Source organism: Catenibacterium faecis, from assembly GCF_014306455.1.
Lineage (GTDB): Bacteria > Bacillota_I > Bacilli_A > Erysipelotrichales > Coprobacillaceae > Catenibacterium > Catenibacterium mitsuoka_A.
Genome location: NZ_JACRWG010000054.1, coordinates 1 through 16,040 on the forward strand (window position 1 = coordinate 1; position 16,040 = coordinate 16,040).

At 33.6% G+C, this 16,040-nt stretch carries 15 protein-coding genes; 5 read left to right on the forward strand and 10 right to left on the reverse strand.

What is annotated here, in order from left to right; genetic code table 11:
• Positions 1–120 precede the first annotated feature (120 nt).
• On the forward strand, positions 121–900 hold the full coding sequence (locus tag H8909_RS10530; RefSeq protein ID WP_187012804.1) for a Cof-type HAD-IIB family hydrolase: 780 nt from the start codon (positions 121–123) through the stop codon (positions 898–900).
• Between the two features lie 22 nt (positions 901–922).
• On the opposite strand, the gene H8909_RS10535 is transcribed toward H8909_RS10530, so the two are convergent.
• The 4 genes from H8909_RS10535 to H8909_RS10550 form a co-directional block, all read right to left on the reverse strand.
• Positions 923–1,666 carry an HAD family hydrolase gene (locus tag H8909_RS10535; RefSeq protein ID WP_187012805.1) on the reverse strand — a complete coding sequence of 248 codons (744 nt, stop codon included), beginning with the start codon at positions 1,664–1,666 and terminating at the stop codon, positions 923–925.
• A 34-nt stretch (positions 1,667–1,700) separates the two neighbouring features.
• On the reverse strand, positions 1,701–3,569 hold the full coding sequence (locus H8909_RS10540) for a sucrose-specific PTS transporter subunit IIBC (protein ID WP_187012806.1): 1,869 nt from the start codon (positions 3,567–3,569) through the stop codon (positions 1,701–1,703).
• Between the two features lie 114 nt (positions 3,570–3,683).
• Complete coding sequence (locus H8909_RS10545; protein ID WP_187012807.1) at positions 3,684–5,810, reverse strand: alpha-galactosidase; 2,127 nt, start codon at positions 5,808–5,810, stop codon at positions 3,684–3,686.
• Between the two features lies 1 nt (position 5,811).
• Positions 5,812–7,077, reverse strand: a complete 1,266-nt coding sequence (locus H8909_RS10550) for a glycoside hydrolase family 32 protein (protein WP_187012808.1) — start codon at positions 7,075–7,077, stop codon at positions 5,812–5,814.
• Between the two features lie 98 nt (positions 7,078–7,175).
• Between H8909_RS10550 and H8909_RS10555 the strand changes: the two genes are divergently transcribed.
• Positions 7,176–8,015, forward strand: coding sequence for an AraC family transcriptional regulator (locus tag H8909_RS10555; RefSeq protein WP_238928270.1), 840 nt, complete (start codon positions 7,176–7,178; stop codon positions 8,013–8,015).
• 23 nt (positions 8,016–8,038) lie between these two features.
• Here H8909_RS10555 and H8909_RS10560 read toward each other — a convergent pair whose 3' ends face one another.
• From H8909_RS10560 to H8909_RS10580, 5 genes are all read right to left on the reverse strand, one after another.
• The gene (locus H8909_RS10560) at positions 8,039–9,163 is read right to left on the reverse strand and encodes a DUF362 domain-containing protein (protein WP_187012810.1); all 1,125 of its coding nucleotides are present in this window, start codon (positions 9,161–9,163) and stop codon (positions 8,039–8,041) included.
• A 71-nt stretch (positions 9,164–9,234) separates the two neighbouring features.
• The gene (locus H8909_RS10565; RefSeq protein WP_187012811.1) at positions 9,235–9,861 is read right to left on the reverse strand and encodes a DUF5052 family protein; all 627 of its coding nucleotides are present in this window, start codon (positions 9,859–9,861) and stop codon (positions 9,235–9,237) included.
• A 1-nt stretch (position 9,862) separates the two neighbouring features.
• Positions 9,863–11,467 carry a hypothetical protein gene (locus H8909_RS10570; RefSeq protein WP_187012812.1) on the reverse strand — a complete coding sequence of 535 codons (1,605 nt, stop codon included), beginning with the start codon at positions 11,465–11,467 and terminating at the stop codon, positions 9,863–9,865.
• A gap of 25 nt (positions 11,468–11,492) precedes the next feature.
• On the reverse strand, positions 11,493–12,755 hold the full coding sequence (locus H8909_RS10575; protein ID WP_187012813.1) for a glycoside hydrolase family 32 protein: 1,263 nt from the start codon (positions 12,753–12,755) through the stop codon (positions 11,493–11,495).
• Position 12,756: 1 nt separating this feature from the next.
• Complete coding sequence (locus tag H8909_RS10580) at positions 12,757–13,476, reverse strand: GntR family transcriptional regulator (RefSeq protein WP_187012814.1); 720 nt, start codon at positions 13,474–13,476, stop codon at positions 12,757–12,759.
• A gap of 120 nt (positions 13,477–13,596) precedes the next feature.
• Here H8909_RS10580 and deoC point away from each other — a divergent pair, with 120 nt between their 5' ends.
• Both deoC and H8909_RS10590 read left to right on the forward strand, forming a co-directional pair.
• Positions 13,597–14,298: a deoxyribose-phosphate aldolase gene (gene deoC, locus H8909_RS10585; RefSeq protein ID WP_117459571.1), complete on the forward strand. Its 702-nt coding sequence runs from the start codon at positions 13,597–13,599 to the stop codon at positions 14,296–14,298.
• 53 nt (positions 14,299–14,351) lie between these two features.
• Positions 14,352–15,113 (forward strand): AIM24 family protein, encoded by a 762-nt coding sequence (locus tag H8909_RS10590; RefSeq protein WP_022425201.1) that lies wholly within the window; start codon positions 14,352–14,354, stop codon positions 15,111–15,113.
• Between the two features lie 9 nt (positions 15,114–15,122).
• Here the strand turns inward: H8909_RS10590 and H8909_RS10595 are convergent, their stop codons facing one another.
• Positions 15,123–15,434 (reverse strand): helix-turn-helix domain-containing protein, encoded by a 312-nt coding sequence (locus H8909_RS10595; RefSeq protein WP_117459570.1) that lies wholly within the window; start codon positions 15,432–15,434, stop codon positions 15,123–15,125.
• 230 nt (positions 15,435–15,664) lie between these two features.
• On the opposite strand from H8909_RS10595, the gene H8909_RS10600 reads away from it, so the two are divergent.
• On the forward strand, positions 15,665–15,925 hold the full coding sequence (locus H8909_RS10600; RefSeq protein WP_187012815.1) for a hypothetical protein: 261 nt from the start codon (positions 15,665–15,667) through the stop codon (positions 15,923–15,925).
• Positions 15,926–16,040: the final 115 nt, after the last annotated feature.

Genomic DNA, 16,040 nt, shown 5'->3' on the forward strand with positions numbered 1-16,040 from the left:
GTATACCACCTCTCTTTGATTATACTATTATATCGAGATGCACACTAGAGTTTTGGGGGATTTGAGTTTGGTTATATATTTGTGTCCGCGCAACAAAGGCGCGGGGAAATGGAGAAAATTATGATAAAAGCAATTTTCTTTGATATAGATGGAACATTACTTTCACATACTACGTATAGTGTTCCAGAATCTACTAAAGAAGCATTAAGACTATTAAAAGAAAAAGGTATACTTACATTTATTGCGACAGGAAGACATTTAAGTGAGATGAGGGATCTTCCTATACAGGATTTAGAATTTGATGCCTGTATCACTTTAAATGGACAGTATTGTTTCAATAAAGATGGAATGATTTATGGACTTCCTATTAAACAAACAGACATCAACAACATCATCAATTATGTGGATACAAACCATATGCCCTGCATATTTGTAGAAGATGAACTCATGTATATCAACTTTAATAATGAAGTTGTAGAAAAAGTACAGAAAGCTATTTCTACACCACTACCAGAATTAGGAGATATTCATAGAGGTTATACACATCCTATTTATCAGGTCATTCCTTATGATACAAATGATGAAAGATTAAAAGAAATTAAGGAACTTATGCCTCATTGTAAGGAGACACAATGGAACCCTCAGGCAGTGGACATCATTCCTGCGACAGGTGGTAAACAGAATGGTATTCATGAAGTATTAAAGTATTATTCTATTGATCAAAGTGAAACAATGTCTTTTGGTGATGGCAAGAATGATATTGATATGTTTGAATATACAAAAATTTCTGTTGCCATGGGTAATGCAGAGGATGATGTTAAAAAAGCTGCAGACTATGTCACAGATGATATCGATGAAGATGGTTTATATAATGCATTAAAATATTTTGAAATAATTTAAAAGCAGGCACCGCCTGCTTTTTCTAATCCTTAACCAAATCAATTATTTCTTTCGCAACACCATGATCATCATTACTATCAATCACTTTTTCTGCTATCTGTTTTAGTGCATTCACACCATTACTCATAGCTCGTGTATGCTTGTAGTCTTTAAAAAGACTCAGATCATTATAACCATCACCAAATACATAAACATCATCAGAAGGATGAAGTGTTTCTATCACTCTTTTTACCATAAGTGCTTTATTCGCATTCATTGATGTAACTTCAATATTCCACCAGGATGATGAAGTGACATTAATTCCTTCTATTTGATCAAGCCAGTATTTGATTTGATTGATTTTCTGTTCATCATGCACAAATACAAATATCTTTCTTATTTCTTTATAATCTTGAAGATGTTGTTCTGAAAGTTGTGCTGTTGTATCACAAAATACAGTATCAGTAGAATAATCCCCTTCTTCCGTATTAATTTCAAAATCTATATGACGTTCTAATAAGCCATTCATAATAGTATGTGCAATCTTTAGATCGATATTTTCTTTATAAAGAATATCTCCCTGACTATTTCGACATTCTGCACCATTCAATAATACATAATAATCTATATCTACTCCCTTCAACAAAGGAGAAGCTGTCTTGTAACTACGTCCTGTCGCAATAATTCTATAGATAGGTGATGTATTCAATACTTCTTTAGTGAAGGGATCTACTACTCCATAACTATTAAGTAATGTGCCATCTAAATCACTGACAATTGTTTTCATATTATTCTCCAAAAAAGTCAGTTCAAAGAACTGACTAAAGTGATAGCTCCATAATAATATCATCAGGCGTAATTGAACCTGTTTTCACCTGAGCAATATCAGTATAGCTGTTATGGTTAGTGACAATCGTAATAACTGTTTTCTGGCACTGATGTCTTTCTACTCCATCTAAGTCCATTACAGTGAGAAGATCACCCTTTTTGACTTTCTGTCCCATTGTGACTTTTGTATCAAATACTTTTTCATCGGTAATTTTTACTGTATCAATACCTAAATGTAGAAGAAGTTCTGCACCTTCATTTGTGATGATTCCAATTGCATGTTCTGATTCACTGATAAAGCTGATTGTACCATCTGCAGGAGCATAGATCTTACCATCAGCTGGTTCAATAGCTGCACATGGTCCCATAATACCTTCTGCAAACATAGGATCCTTGATTGCACTCATTTCAATCGCATCTCCTGATGCAATCGCAAATAAAGATTCACTAGAAACTTCTTTTTCTTCTTTTGGTTCTACGACTTCTTCTTTTTCTGTCTTAGGAACACAGAATAACCATGTAATAGAGAAAGCCACCGCAAATGCGACTAAGTTAACAAGAATATAGAATGGTAACTGTTCATTTAAGTAAAGTAATGTACCAGGAATACCTGTAATACCCATACCTGTTGCTTTAAGATGGAAGATAGAAGCAAGGAATCCACCAACACCTCCACCAATCATCGCAGCGATAAATGGTTTTACTAAACGAAGGTTGACACCAAATACTGCAGGTTCAGTAATACCTAATGCAGCAGATAAAGCAGATGGATAAGCAACCTGTTTCATTTTCTGATCATGAACTTTAATTGCGATAGCTAATACAGCACCTGCCTGTGCAATGTTTCCACAAGTCCCAATTGGGTTTAAATAGTTCCAGCCATCATTGGCCAACATACTGATTTCTAAGAAATTTAAGATATGATGAATACCAAAGATACCAAGTAACTGTCCAAAACTTCCGTATAATAAACCACCAAGACCTAAAGGTAACTGCAATAAATTTTCAACTACAAATAATACAGCAGTTTCAACTGTATGAAGGGCTGGACCAATCGCAAATAATGCGACTGTCATACCAATAAGTAATGTAAGGAATGGAGTAAGAATAAGATCTAATGCATCTGGAATACGTTTTCTTAACCATTTCTCCATATTGGCGCCAAGAATACCTGTCACAAAGGCAGGTAATACAGAACCCTGATAACCAGATACCTTTAAGAAATTGAAGAACATCAATGGTTTTGCAGCACCAGAGCCAACATCATATGCACTTGGAAGACTAGGACTTACAAGCATTAAACCTAATACAATTCCAATTACAGGACTGCCACCAAAGTTTTTAAATGTTGACCAGCATACAAGTGCAGGAAGGAATGCGAATGCGGTATCCGTTAATACCTGTGTAAATGTAAGTAAGTTTGCAGGAACACTCTTAGTTGTTAAACCAAAAAGATGCAAGATAGCTTCTTGAGTCAATAAGCCTCTTAGACCCATGAATAAACCTGTTGCGACAAGTACAGGAATAATTGGCACAAAGACATCAGAGAATATTCTTATAGCTCTTTGGAATTTATTTCCGTATACTATTTTTTCATCGTTGTTATTACCTTCTTCTCCAGTCACCTTGATTACTTCATCATAGACACGATTTACTAAACCTGTCCCTAGAATAATCTGATACTGTCCTGAATTGAAGAATGATCCTTTTACCTTATCTAGTGATTCAATTGCTTTCACATTGATTTTATCTTTGTTTTTTACTACTAAACGCAATCTTGTTGCGCAATGTCTTACTGAACTAATGTTTTCTTTTGAACCAGTTAATTCAATAATCTTTAATGCAAGTTCTTTATCGTTCATTTTTCTAACCTTTCCTTTTTAATTTGTTAAGCGCTTTACTGATTATATTTATACCTCTTAAAGCGCATTAATTGAATGGAATAACATAATATAAATATGGCTTTTTCTAACCATTTATACTTTTTTTAGTATAAATGTGTAAGTTTTAAAATCACCATATTCTAAAGGTACACATAAGCCCATATGCTGCAGCTCATCTCCACCATAGATTTCTTGTGTATGACATTCTAAATAATCAGAATCTTCATCTAAGTATGTTAACTTAAAGTACTTCTGAGCAGTTAGAGGATTATAAAAACGAGTCATTATGACAACATAAACAGTCTTTCTATCAAGACTGACTACTTCCCAGCCCAAATGATTTTCATCACATTCAAGAGCATGTAATTCACCGTTGAGTGTTTCTTTTCTTATTGTTTTATATTCCTGAATCTGCTTCTTAATATCATCTAATTCATCATCTGTACACTTTGTAAGATCAAGTTCATAACCTAAGTTAAATAGTTTTGCGATATCATAACGTGTCTCTAAGGATGTAATACGTCCTGTCTGGTGATTAGGAACAGCACTGATATGTGCACCTATCACTGATTGTGGATAAAGCAGACTAAAACTATCTTGAATCACACTGCGATTGAGTGCATCCGTATTATCACTGGCCCAGTTCTGCTGCATATAACATAAGATACCTGGATCAAAACGTGCACCTCCACTTGAACATCCTTCAAAAAGAACATCAGGATAACGAGATGTAATCACATCAAGCACATGATAAAGACCAAGCATATATCTATGAGCCACTTCTGTACTATATTGAGATATATGAGAACATACATCACTCATCGGTCTATTCATATCCCATTTGATATAATCAATAAGTCCTGTAGAAAGATAAGAATCAAGCATATGAATTAAATAATTCTGCACATCTTCCCTGGATAAATCAAGAAGATATTCATGACGGCCTAAAGTAGGTTCATATCCATCTACTGATAATGCATAATCTGGATGATTTATATATAAATCACTGTTTTTACTAATAGCTTCTGGTTCAAACCATAAACCAAACTTCAAACCATATGATTTAACAAGTTCAGCCGCTTTTTGTATACCACCTGGAAGCTTACTCGTATTACATTTCCAATCTCCCATAGAATTATGACTATTATTTTCTTTTCTAAACCAGCCATCATCTAATACAAGTAATTCAATACCTAGTTTACTCGCAAGTTTGGCTTGTTCTTCAATCTTTTCTAAAGACACATCATAATACATAGCTTCCCAGGTATTTAATAATATAGGAGGTAATTCCTGTGATTGTGGTAATAAGTGATGACGATAGAGTTCATGGAAATTCATTCTCATCCCTTCTAAACCTGTACTACTATAATTCACAACAACTTCAGGTGTATAGAATTCTTCTCCCTTATGTAAGTGCCAATTATTCATAGAAGGATGTAAACCCATCTGCATACGAACTTTTCCAAATGAATCCTTTTGTATCTTGCAACAATAATTTCCACTATATATAAAATGCATTGCATATATATCAGAACCTGATATTAATGCCGCAAATGGATGCATTTGCGGACTACTGCTGCCTCTTGTACTTTCTATTTGAAATATACCTGTATTAAGTGCAGATAGCTGAATATTACCTTCTTTTGCATGTAAGCCATACATTGTCATCACTTGATAATCCTGTGATGGAAGTTCTAAAGAAACAGATTGTGTATTATAAAGAATAAGATCTTCTTTACAGCTTCTAAAAGAAGCTGAAAATGAAAGAACGCCTAAATCCTCATAAATAGTGATATATTGACTAACTTCTAAGCCAATATGCTTATCTTCATAGACTACTTCTAGTGTCTCACTTCTGCCATGACTTTTAAGTGAGGGTAATCCTGAAAGAGTCTTCTTTTCATCTAGTACATGCACTTCCTTCAACAATAATTCACAATAACGTTGATGGTGTGCTTCTACTTCAATGGCAGGTATACGATAATCTCCATGACCTAATTGTGGATAGAGAAAAGGAAGATCATCAAAAGATGCATTTTCGATACTGACATCATGTTCAGTATTGTAGCCGCGTTTGTAGTAAGTCATTGGACTTTTATGATAATGACGAAGTGGTTTCCCTATATATCTTTGTAAAATGTACTTTTGGTCTAATACTTCTAATATATAACTAATATGTGTATTTCTAAGATGAATTATACTATTATTTATTGTAATCATTTTAAATCTCCAATCTGTATACGTTGATATTTTGTGATTCTTTACTACTTGCAAGAAGTAAGTCTTCAGCCTGTGGATCAAGACGTGCAGAATAAACAAACTCTCCGTTATTCGCAAATATTTCTACACTTGATGTATCCAGCCATATTTCCATATGATTGATTTTTATAGGCCATGATTTCTTTTGATATTTCTGTTCTGCCCAATCATAGCGTTCAATACTTATGCCTTCATTAAAGTGAATGCTTAATTCCTTATTGATTGAAAAAGATATATGTTCCAAGGGACTGATTTCTATCATCGCCTGTCTTTGTATTTTCATATGATTCGTATAAGGAATTTCATGGCATAATTCATACATCTCCCTTACAGGTAACTGTATCAATTTTCCTTTTTTTACAGATAATTCACGAGGCATTGTTAAACAATGAATATGTCCATCCTTAGCGAATTCTACTTCTTGCGCATCACTAAAACGTGACATCCAGGCAAGCATAATACGTCTTCCTTGAGCATCCACAAATGTTTGTGGTGCATAAAAATCATACCCTTCATCCATATGCATTCCTTTATCTAAATCACTCAATGTATCTATTAAATAAACAGCGTGTGCATCAAGACATTCATCCGTATCATTATTTCTTGACTGCAAGCCATAAATTAATACTTCATGAGCATCAAGTGTAAATAAGTCAGGACATTCTATCATTTCATACTGTTTAGATATTCCAATGATTTTATTAAACTTAAAAGAGGTTCCATCTATTGATGTATATTGAATAATATTTCCTCTTCCAGTCTTCTTATTCTGTCCTCCAATAATCATTTTCCAGACATCCTCCTTAGTCACTTTAGGATCTCTAAAATGACCTGTATAATCATCAGGAAGAGAGAGTACAGAACCATATTTCTTAAAATGAACACCATCCTTTGATTGTGCAAGACATTGTTCAGGATATCTTACGCCTTCTCTCTTCACATTTCCCGTATAATAAAGAGATAATGTCTCACCATCACTGACTGCACTTCCTGAATACGTCCCATCCTTGTCATAAGCTTCTGAAGCTTGTAATGCGATAATAGGCTCACTCCAATGAATAAGGTCTTGAGAGGTTGTTTTCCCCCATACTTTATAAGAGTGGTCTGTCGTATTAGGATTCCATTGGAAAAAGACATAATACTTTCCTTTAAAATAGGAAAGCCCATTTGGGTCATTGATTAACCCTTTTTCTGTTTCTATATGATATGCTTGTTTTCTATTTTTCATACATAACCCTCACTTTATTTACATTAAACAACGTCAAGAATATAATAAGAATAGAAATACATAACGAATATATGGAAAAAACTAACTTAGGGGATCATATGAAAGAATATAAAGAACGTATTCACAGTAAAACCTATAAAGCCAATACGGATTTGTCTTTATACAGTGCTGGAATAGAACAATGTAAATGTGAATATACCTATGGACCTATTGTAAGATCTTATTATGTGATGCATTTTGTCTTCTCTGGAAAAGGACAACTGACTATTAATGAACATTCCTTTGATGTCAAGACAGGAGATATTTTCCTCATTCCTGCCAATAAGGTGGCTACCTATCAAGCAGATAAAAACCATCCATGGAAATATGGATGGGTCAATTTCTTAGGTATTAATGCGGAACAATATTTTTATTCCCTTACAAAAGATACACATGATCAATACATTATTCATAATGTTGCTGTGAATCAATATTATAAACAGATTGAACGTCTATTAGATTTATCCTTTAATACAGATGCTGAATATTTTGAATCAAATAGTATACTTCTTCATATTTTCGCAATGTTATATGAAGAGTTAAATATCCATTTCAATAATAATGTGAAGTATTCACTTGCCGAAGAAATTCGTCTTTATTTGGATTTGAATTATCAATATAACCTTAAAATGAGTGAGATTGCGGATAAGTTTGGTATTCATGCAAATTATATGACACGATTATTTCATCAGAAATTTGATATTTCACCTAAACAATATCTGCTTTCAATTAAATTAAAAAAGGCTGCAGGCTTGTTACAGAGTACAAATCTCCCTGTATCTACAATTGCAGCCAGTGTAGGCTTTATTGATGCCCTTGCCTTTTCTAAAAAGTTTAGTAAGACTTATCATTGTTCACCCACACAATATCGTAAACAAACAGATGAAAAGAAGAATTGAGTTATTTCAATTCTTCTTTTTTATTATTTCATTTGAATAAGTTCGTATTCTCTTGTACCTAAACCAATCTTTTCTGCATGTTCTAATGTTTCTTTCCATCTAACATTAGGATTTGAGTCAAGGAAGTTATCATGATGGTGATGCCAATGTGGATCAGCTAAGTTATCAGATAACTGACTATTAGGCATAGGTGTTGCATGTAAACATGCATCTACACATGCCTGATCTAAGGCAACAGGATCAAATGACGCAAAGATACCAACATCTGGTAAGATAGGTGCATCGTTTTCACCATGACAGTCACAGTTAGGTGAAATATCTCTCACTAAACTAATATGGAATGTTGGTCTTCCATCACATACTGCCTGCGAATACTCTGCCATCTTTCTACCAAGTATTTCATTAGCATCCCAGTTCTGATTTTCAATCGCATCAAATGCGCAGGCACCAATACATCTGCCACATCCTTTACAGATATCCTGATTGATGACTGCTTTACCATTTTCATAAGTAATTGCATCACTGCCACATTCTTTAGCACAGCGACGACATCCTCTACATAAATCATCATGTACAATTGGTTTGCCTGAATTATGCTGCTGCATCTTACCAGCACGGCTTCCACAGCCCATACCAATATTCTTAATCGCACCACCAAAGCCTGTAGATTCATGTCCTTTAAAATGAGTTAAACTGATAAAGATATCCGCATCCATGACTGCATGACCTATATAGGCTTCTTTACAATATTCACCATTTCTTACAGGTACTGTAATATCATCTGTTCCTCTTAAACCATCACCAATAATAATCTGACACCCTGTAGTGATTGTATTAAAACCATTGATATTTGCACAATCTAAATGTTCTAAAGCGTTCTTTCTAGAACCAGGATATAAAGTATTACAATCTGTTAAGAATGGTTTTCCTCCACATTCCTTAACGACATCTGCGACTGCTTTCGCATAATTAGGACGTAAATAAGATAGGTTACCTAATTCACCAAAATGCATCTTGATAGCTACAAACTTACCATCCATATCAATATCAGTGATTCCTGCTTTTTTGATTAAACGCTGTAACTTTTCAGTTAAACTTACACCAACATGCGTACGAAAGTCTGTAAAATATACTTTTGATTTCTCCATAAACATATCCTCCATAATACTATTTTAACCCTAAAGTAAAGTTCATAGTCAACTAAAAAAGAGTAGACAAGCTACTCTTCTGTTAAACAATCTGAATCAATAATCTGGAAGTTTGCACGATGAATATAAAGTGCTTTACCATCAATCATGAGTTTAGTCATCTTAGGAAGGCTTTCAGGAATTTCCCAATATACATCATCACCCTGATATGCCTTAATAGGCTGTCCTAATTGAGACTTAACGACTACGACTCTTCTTTTACCAAATAAGTTCTTATACTTATTTAAGTAATTTGCGATAGCTGTATTGGCTGTGATTCCGTCTGCAGTACTATTGATATGCTTCTTAGTAAAGTCTACTTCTGCATCTAATCCCTTCTGTTCAAAGATACATGTATCTCCACAGCTTTCTATTTCATTCCCATCAATTGTGATAGTAACAACTGAAGAAAGACTATATGTTTCTTTTACACTGCCATCAGAATTATATGATGATTCTTTTACTTTATTACCAGTAATTTTGATCTTCTGACCTTTTGTTTCAAATACTTTATTCCCATAATTATCATATGTATCAATTGTATAGCCATTCCCAATTAAACTACCTTTAATGTCATTGAGCTTAGATTTGAAATAAGAACATCCACATAATGATAAACATACTAAAGTAACTGTGAAAATCTTCATTATTCTTTTCATTTTATTCACCTACACTCTTAATCACATTCACATCATTCATTTCAATATAACGAATATGAATTGTTTCACCTGCTTTTAAGAAAGCCAGTGTGTTTTCATTTTCTGATGTAATGACTGCTTTGTATTTCTTACCTTCTGTATCTACGATAAATAGCTTAGATTTGCCATCTACATTAAGAATTTGTACATTTGCGATTGTGATATCCTTCTTTTTAGTTTCGGCATCAGACTCTTCTGTAATTGTCTGAGAAGAAAGGAAACTCTTCTTAAGTAGTTCTAGATTCTTAACTGAATCTGCAGAATAAACAGAGACCTTCTGATAGTCTTTCGCATCTACCATCGCATATTGTTTAATAAGTCCTCCACTATCTTTAAGTGAAATCAAATAAACAGGATGACCACCTACATTGACTAACAATGGGAATGTGGCATCATAACCATAGTTCTTAACTTCACCTTCTGCAGATTTCATTGCGGCTTTTTCATTTGCCCCAGAACAAGAGAAACGTAAAGTTTGATGAGTACGTAAATTAGATAATACAAAGCCTAAGTTAGATGAATCTTTATTGGCTGAAGTAATGCCACTATAGATCCAGATATCGCCATCTTTTTCTAAATAGTTGTAACCTTCAGATGTGACTGTCACATTCTTCTGCCCTAAGACAGAGTTAAAGAATCCATCCTGTAAGCTTCCGTTTTCATCTATTTCAGTCATAATGAGTTCTTCTGGATATACACGATCCACCCATTTAGGTACTTTGTCTTTATCATATTTCTTAGATTTACCAGTAATTGGATCAAAGAGGACAGCACCAGTCACCTTCTTCTTATTACCTACACCAAAGTAAGTATATGTTGTACATACATACCAAGGATGTCCTTTTTCATCTACTTCAAATGAAGGAGAACCAAAGATGGATGTAGGGTAAGATAATTGTAGTTTACGATTTAAATTATGATTAAGAATGGCAGAAGGTACATATTTCATACCATCCAAACCTAAATCCTTTAACTTAACGATTTCTGCCTTACCATTAGTAGAATTCACTGTAATATAAGCAGGAATACCATTCTTACTATTAGTAAGATATTTAAAGAAACTTGCATATTCAAGTGGAGTGACACGATAGACACTATTCTTATAAGAAATCTGTGTATAATCATCACTTACTTCAAACTGAGAGACATATTCTGGAATCTCACCCATTACCTTGTCTCCAAGCTTTACAGTACTCTTACGGTCAATAATAGGTGTCTTAGAGAAATCTACTTCATGTAATGTCTTATTATTGAACTTTACGTTTTCTACTTCTATACGACTTGCATAACGTGATGCATGGAAGACCTTACTTGTGAATAAATCAGTCACTAAAACACCTGCCACAATCAATGCTACTGCAGCACCTAAATAACCTACCTTTTCAGGTTTAAATCTCTTACCAAGTAATGTGCTATAAGAAGTAGAAGCACCATAAATACATAATGCGACAATAATAAATATCCAGAATTCTATCGCATGAATATTTAATGCTGGTGTATAAAAATAATAAATTAGTAATACAAGAATAATAGACACCAACATAGACTTAAATTCTATTTTTTTCATATATATTTTTTCCCCCTTGGAAATATCATTTACTTAATGTTGTGATTCTATAAGTCATCTTTTTATTAAGTGAAAGCACTGGTGTGTCTTTAAAATAAACTCTATCTGTAAAGACAAGTTCTCCACCATTTATAAATACTTCTACACTACTAGAATCAATCAATAGCTTTAAAGACTGATATTCTTTAATAGTCCCTACACGTTCTGTCTGATTCATTACAGTTACTTTATGATTATTTACTGTAAGTGTATAGAGGTTACTTAGATCGAGAGATAAACCATCATAAATATCTAAATCTATTTCTACCTGCTTAGATGGAAGTAAATAGTCAGTGACCTCTACTTTTTTAGTTTCACATCTTAATAATGCAAGTTCTTCTACTGGCATCATATAGAGATGATTATCATGAATAGTAAGTTCTCTAGGGAAGGTCATAGCCCCTGACCACCCTTCTTCTTTTTCAGGGAATTCACCATGCCACATATCCATCCATGCCATGAGTATACGTCTACCATCTGGTGCAAGCATTGTAGTCGCTGCATAGAAATCATGTCCATGATCAAGTTCAACAAAAGAATCTCTGATCTTATAGCCTGTCTGATGATAGTTTCTGTATTTTTCACCATCTTCTTTAATACCTTGTGGTGACATAAGTAATACATTCACTCCATTGAGTCTAAATAAATCAGGACATTCCCACATCTTCCCTTCATGATCAATTGTAGAAGCATGCCCATATTCACCTAAATAGTCCCAATTGATTAAATCATCTGATTTATAAATGAGTACATGTCCTCTTCCATCTTCCTTCTGACCACCAATAATCATCTTAAAATGATCATCTTCTCGCCATACTTTAGGATCACGGAAATGATATGTATTATCTGTAGGTGGTTCATTAATCACTGGATTTCCTTCATACTTATGAAAATGAATACCATCTTCACTCCAGGCAATATTCACATTCTGATGAAATGTGATATGTTCAGGATCATCATAAATATTACCTGTATAGATTAAATATAAACGTTTGTTGTACTCTATTGCACTTCCTGAGAAACAGCCATCAAGATCTTCTTTATCTCCTGGAGTTAAGGCAATAGGTAAGTTTTCCCAGTGAACTAAATCCTTACTTCTTACATGGCCCCAATACATAGGTCCCCATACAGGTTCATCTGGATAGTATTGATAGAATAAGTGATAATATCCCTGGAAATAAGAAAAACCATTGGGATCATTGATCCAGCCATGTTCAGGACATACATGGTATTTTAAACGGTAGCTCATACTACTCTCCTTTGTGCTGATTAAGATGTAATGTGAATGTATTAATATCTCCTCTATAACGGGCAATAGAATATTCTATTAGATTCTTTTGTGTATCATAACCAATAGAGCGGAAATAGAATAGTGGGTCTCCTTCATCTATATCCAGCATATCCGCAATAGTATCATCTGCGAGAGCTATTTCTAATGTACGATCAATTGTATCAATACTATGTCCCTGTTTCTCAAAAACATCATAGAGCCTAATATGCGTAAAGTCGATATCGAGTAAACCCGGAAATAAAGAAACAGGAATATAGGTTGTAATAAAGACATTGGGATTATGATCTGTATAACGTAAACGAACAAGCTTATAGACTAAATCTTTTTCATGAATCTGTAGAGATTTCGCAATCTCTTTAGATGCTTCTTCCATTTTAAATGTAATCACCTGTGTTTTAGATACAACACCATGTCTTTTCATCTGTGTATCAAAGCTTGATATTGATTGAGTAAAATCTTGAATGACTTTAGGTGCACATACAATCGTACCACGTTTCTTTTTCTTTTCTAAATAACCTGCATCTACTAAGATTTGTACAGCTTTTCTAATCGTTGGACGACTCACATTGTATAAATCAGAAAGTTCATGTTCTGTAGGAATAATGGTTCCTTCTGAATATTCACCCGATGTAATTTTATCTAATAAGTCTTTCTTTACATCTAAATATAAAGCGCTCATAAGAGTCCCTCCTCCCTATATATATACTATTTTATCACATAAAAAACACAAGTGATATATTTACATAATGTTGACATAATGATGTTATAATGTTAGTATATATGTAAAGGAGAGATGATTATGAAAGAATATACTATTGATGAATTAGCACAGATGATTGATCATACTAATCTTCATACTGATGCTTCTAGTAAAGATATGGAAAAACTATGTAATGAGGCAAAGGATTATCATTTTAAAATGGTTGCAATCAATCAGGTACAGTCTCATTTATGTGCAGAACTACTAAAGGGTACTGATATTCATGTAGGAGCTGCCATCTCATTTCCATTAGGACAAACTACTATTGCCTCTAAAGTATTTGATACAAATAATGCGATTGAAGAAGGTGCTACAGAGATTGATTATGTGATTAATCAAACAGAAGTTAAGAATAAGAACTGGGATTATATTAAAGATGAAATGACACAGATTGTAGATGCATGTCATGCCCACAATATTCCTTGTAAAGTCATCTTTGAAAACTGTTATCTTACAGATGAAGAAAAAATTATGTTATGTGAAATTGCGAAAGAGGTTAAACCTGATTTTATTAAAACATCTACTGGTTTTGGAACAGGTGGTGCAACATTTGAAGATGTTGCATTAATGAAAAAACATGTGGGTGATGAAGTAGAAGTAAAAGCTGCAGGTGGTATTAGAGATGCGGATACTTTTATTAAGATGATTCAAAATGGAGCAACACGTATTGGTACGAGTGCAGGAGTCTCTATTATTGAAGAATTAAAGAAAAAAGCTGTAGATGGTATTATTAAGATTTAAAAAGGTCATAAGACCTTTTTTTCGTATATAATAGTGTAAAGGAGGGTTTTCTTATGGGATTCCAAATTTTTAATTTTGAAGATAATAGTAATGTTTCTGTAGTAAGTCGTAAAGGGATTTTTAAAGTCATTCAATATGATAAGGATTTAAGCTGTACTGCAGAGGATGCACAAACTAAGTTCTATATGAGTCAGATGAATGTAAAGAAAAGACAACTAATGATTACTTTAAATGATGAAAGTGTCAATATACAGCCAGGGGCAATGCAATGGTATGTGGGTGATGTACATCAGACAACAGGTTTAAAGGGTATTGGAGATACAATTAAAAAGTTCTTTAATGCGCAGGTCACTGGTGAATCCACTATTAAACCACAATATGTTGGTACAGGTGTAATAGTCACAGAACCAAGTTATAAACATTATATTATTGAAGATCTAGATGATTGGAATGGAGCGATGTGTGTAGAGGATGGTTTATATTGTGCATCTGAAACCAAAGTCAGCTTAAGTGCATCTATGATTAAAAGTGTATCAGGACAAACTATTGGTGAAGAAGGATTATTTAATCTATGTCTAAAAGGTTCTGGTAAAGTAGTCTTAGAATGTGATGTACCACAAGAAGAACTTATCACAATAGATTTACATAACGATACGTTAAAGATTGACGGTTCATTCGCCATTGCCTGGAGTGAAAACCTTGACTTTACAGTAGAAAGAAGCGGTAAAACACTCATTGGTTCAGCTATGAGTGGTGAAGGTTTAGTTAATGTTTATCGCGGTACAGGAAGAGTATTAATCAAACCACAGATTTAAAAACATCCACTACTCGTGGATGTTTTCATTATGTGCATAATCTTCTATAAGATATTCTGAAAGCAACATATAGATATCTCTCATACAGTTCTTTGGCACTCGAGATATATTCATTACCTTCATCTCTTTACCATATAAAATATAATTCGCATCTGTACAATAGATTTCTACTAGTCTTGCAAGAGTAGTTGAAGATGGTACACATGCATCATTTTCATACTTTCCTATAGTTGTACGATCTAAATCAATACGTCTTGCCACTTCCTCCTGTGAATATCCTATTTTATTTCTTGCTTCTCTTAATCTCTCTCCCATTGACATATCTATTTACCTCTATGTCTTAAGCATAGAAATAAATATGAGCGTATGGCGCTCATGAGCGTAAAATTCTCATTTTCCTATCTTTCATGACATTATTTTCCGTTTCATGATATATGTTATGTCATATAGTGAGTTATTCATGTATTGTGTTCACGGAAGCTATAACAGTGTGTTTACACGCTCAAGGACTATTAATAGTCCTTTTTTTATTTAATAGGTGGTGAGATCTCATGATTATTTCTATAGTACATTCAAATTCTCATATAATAAAAAGAATAACCAATATACTTGATTATCATCTACATCATCCTTATACAATATCTAACACTCTTATTCCTGCAGATTTGTATTTTACTGATACACTTGAAGATATACCAAGAATAAGAAATATAAATAAAAAGGCTTTTATTGTGATAGTTACCAATCACCCATTAGGTCCTGAAACTGTCATCTATCAGCCTTTTTACTATATATTTGAAGATAGTCTGTAAGCGCCAAATTATATAGTGTACCTAAAAAGGACGATTAAATCACATTTTCGATTTAATCGTCCTTTATTCCAAACTCTTCTTTTATCTGTTCACTCCAAGGCATGAACCAGTCAAT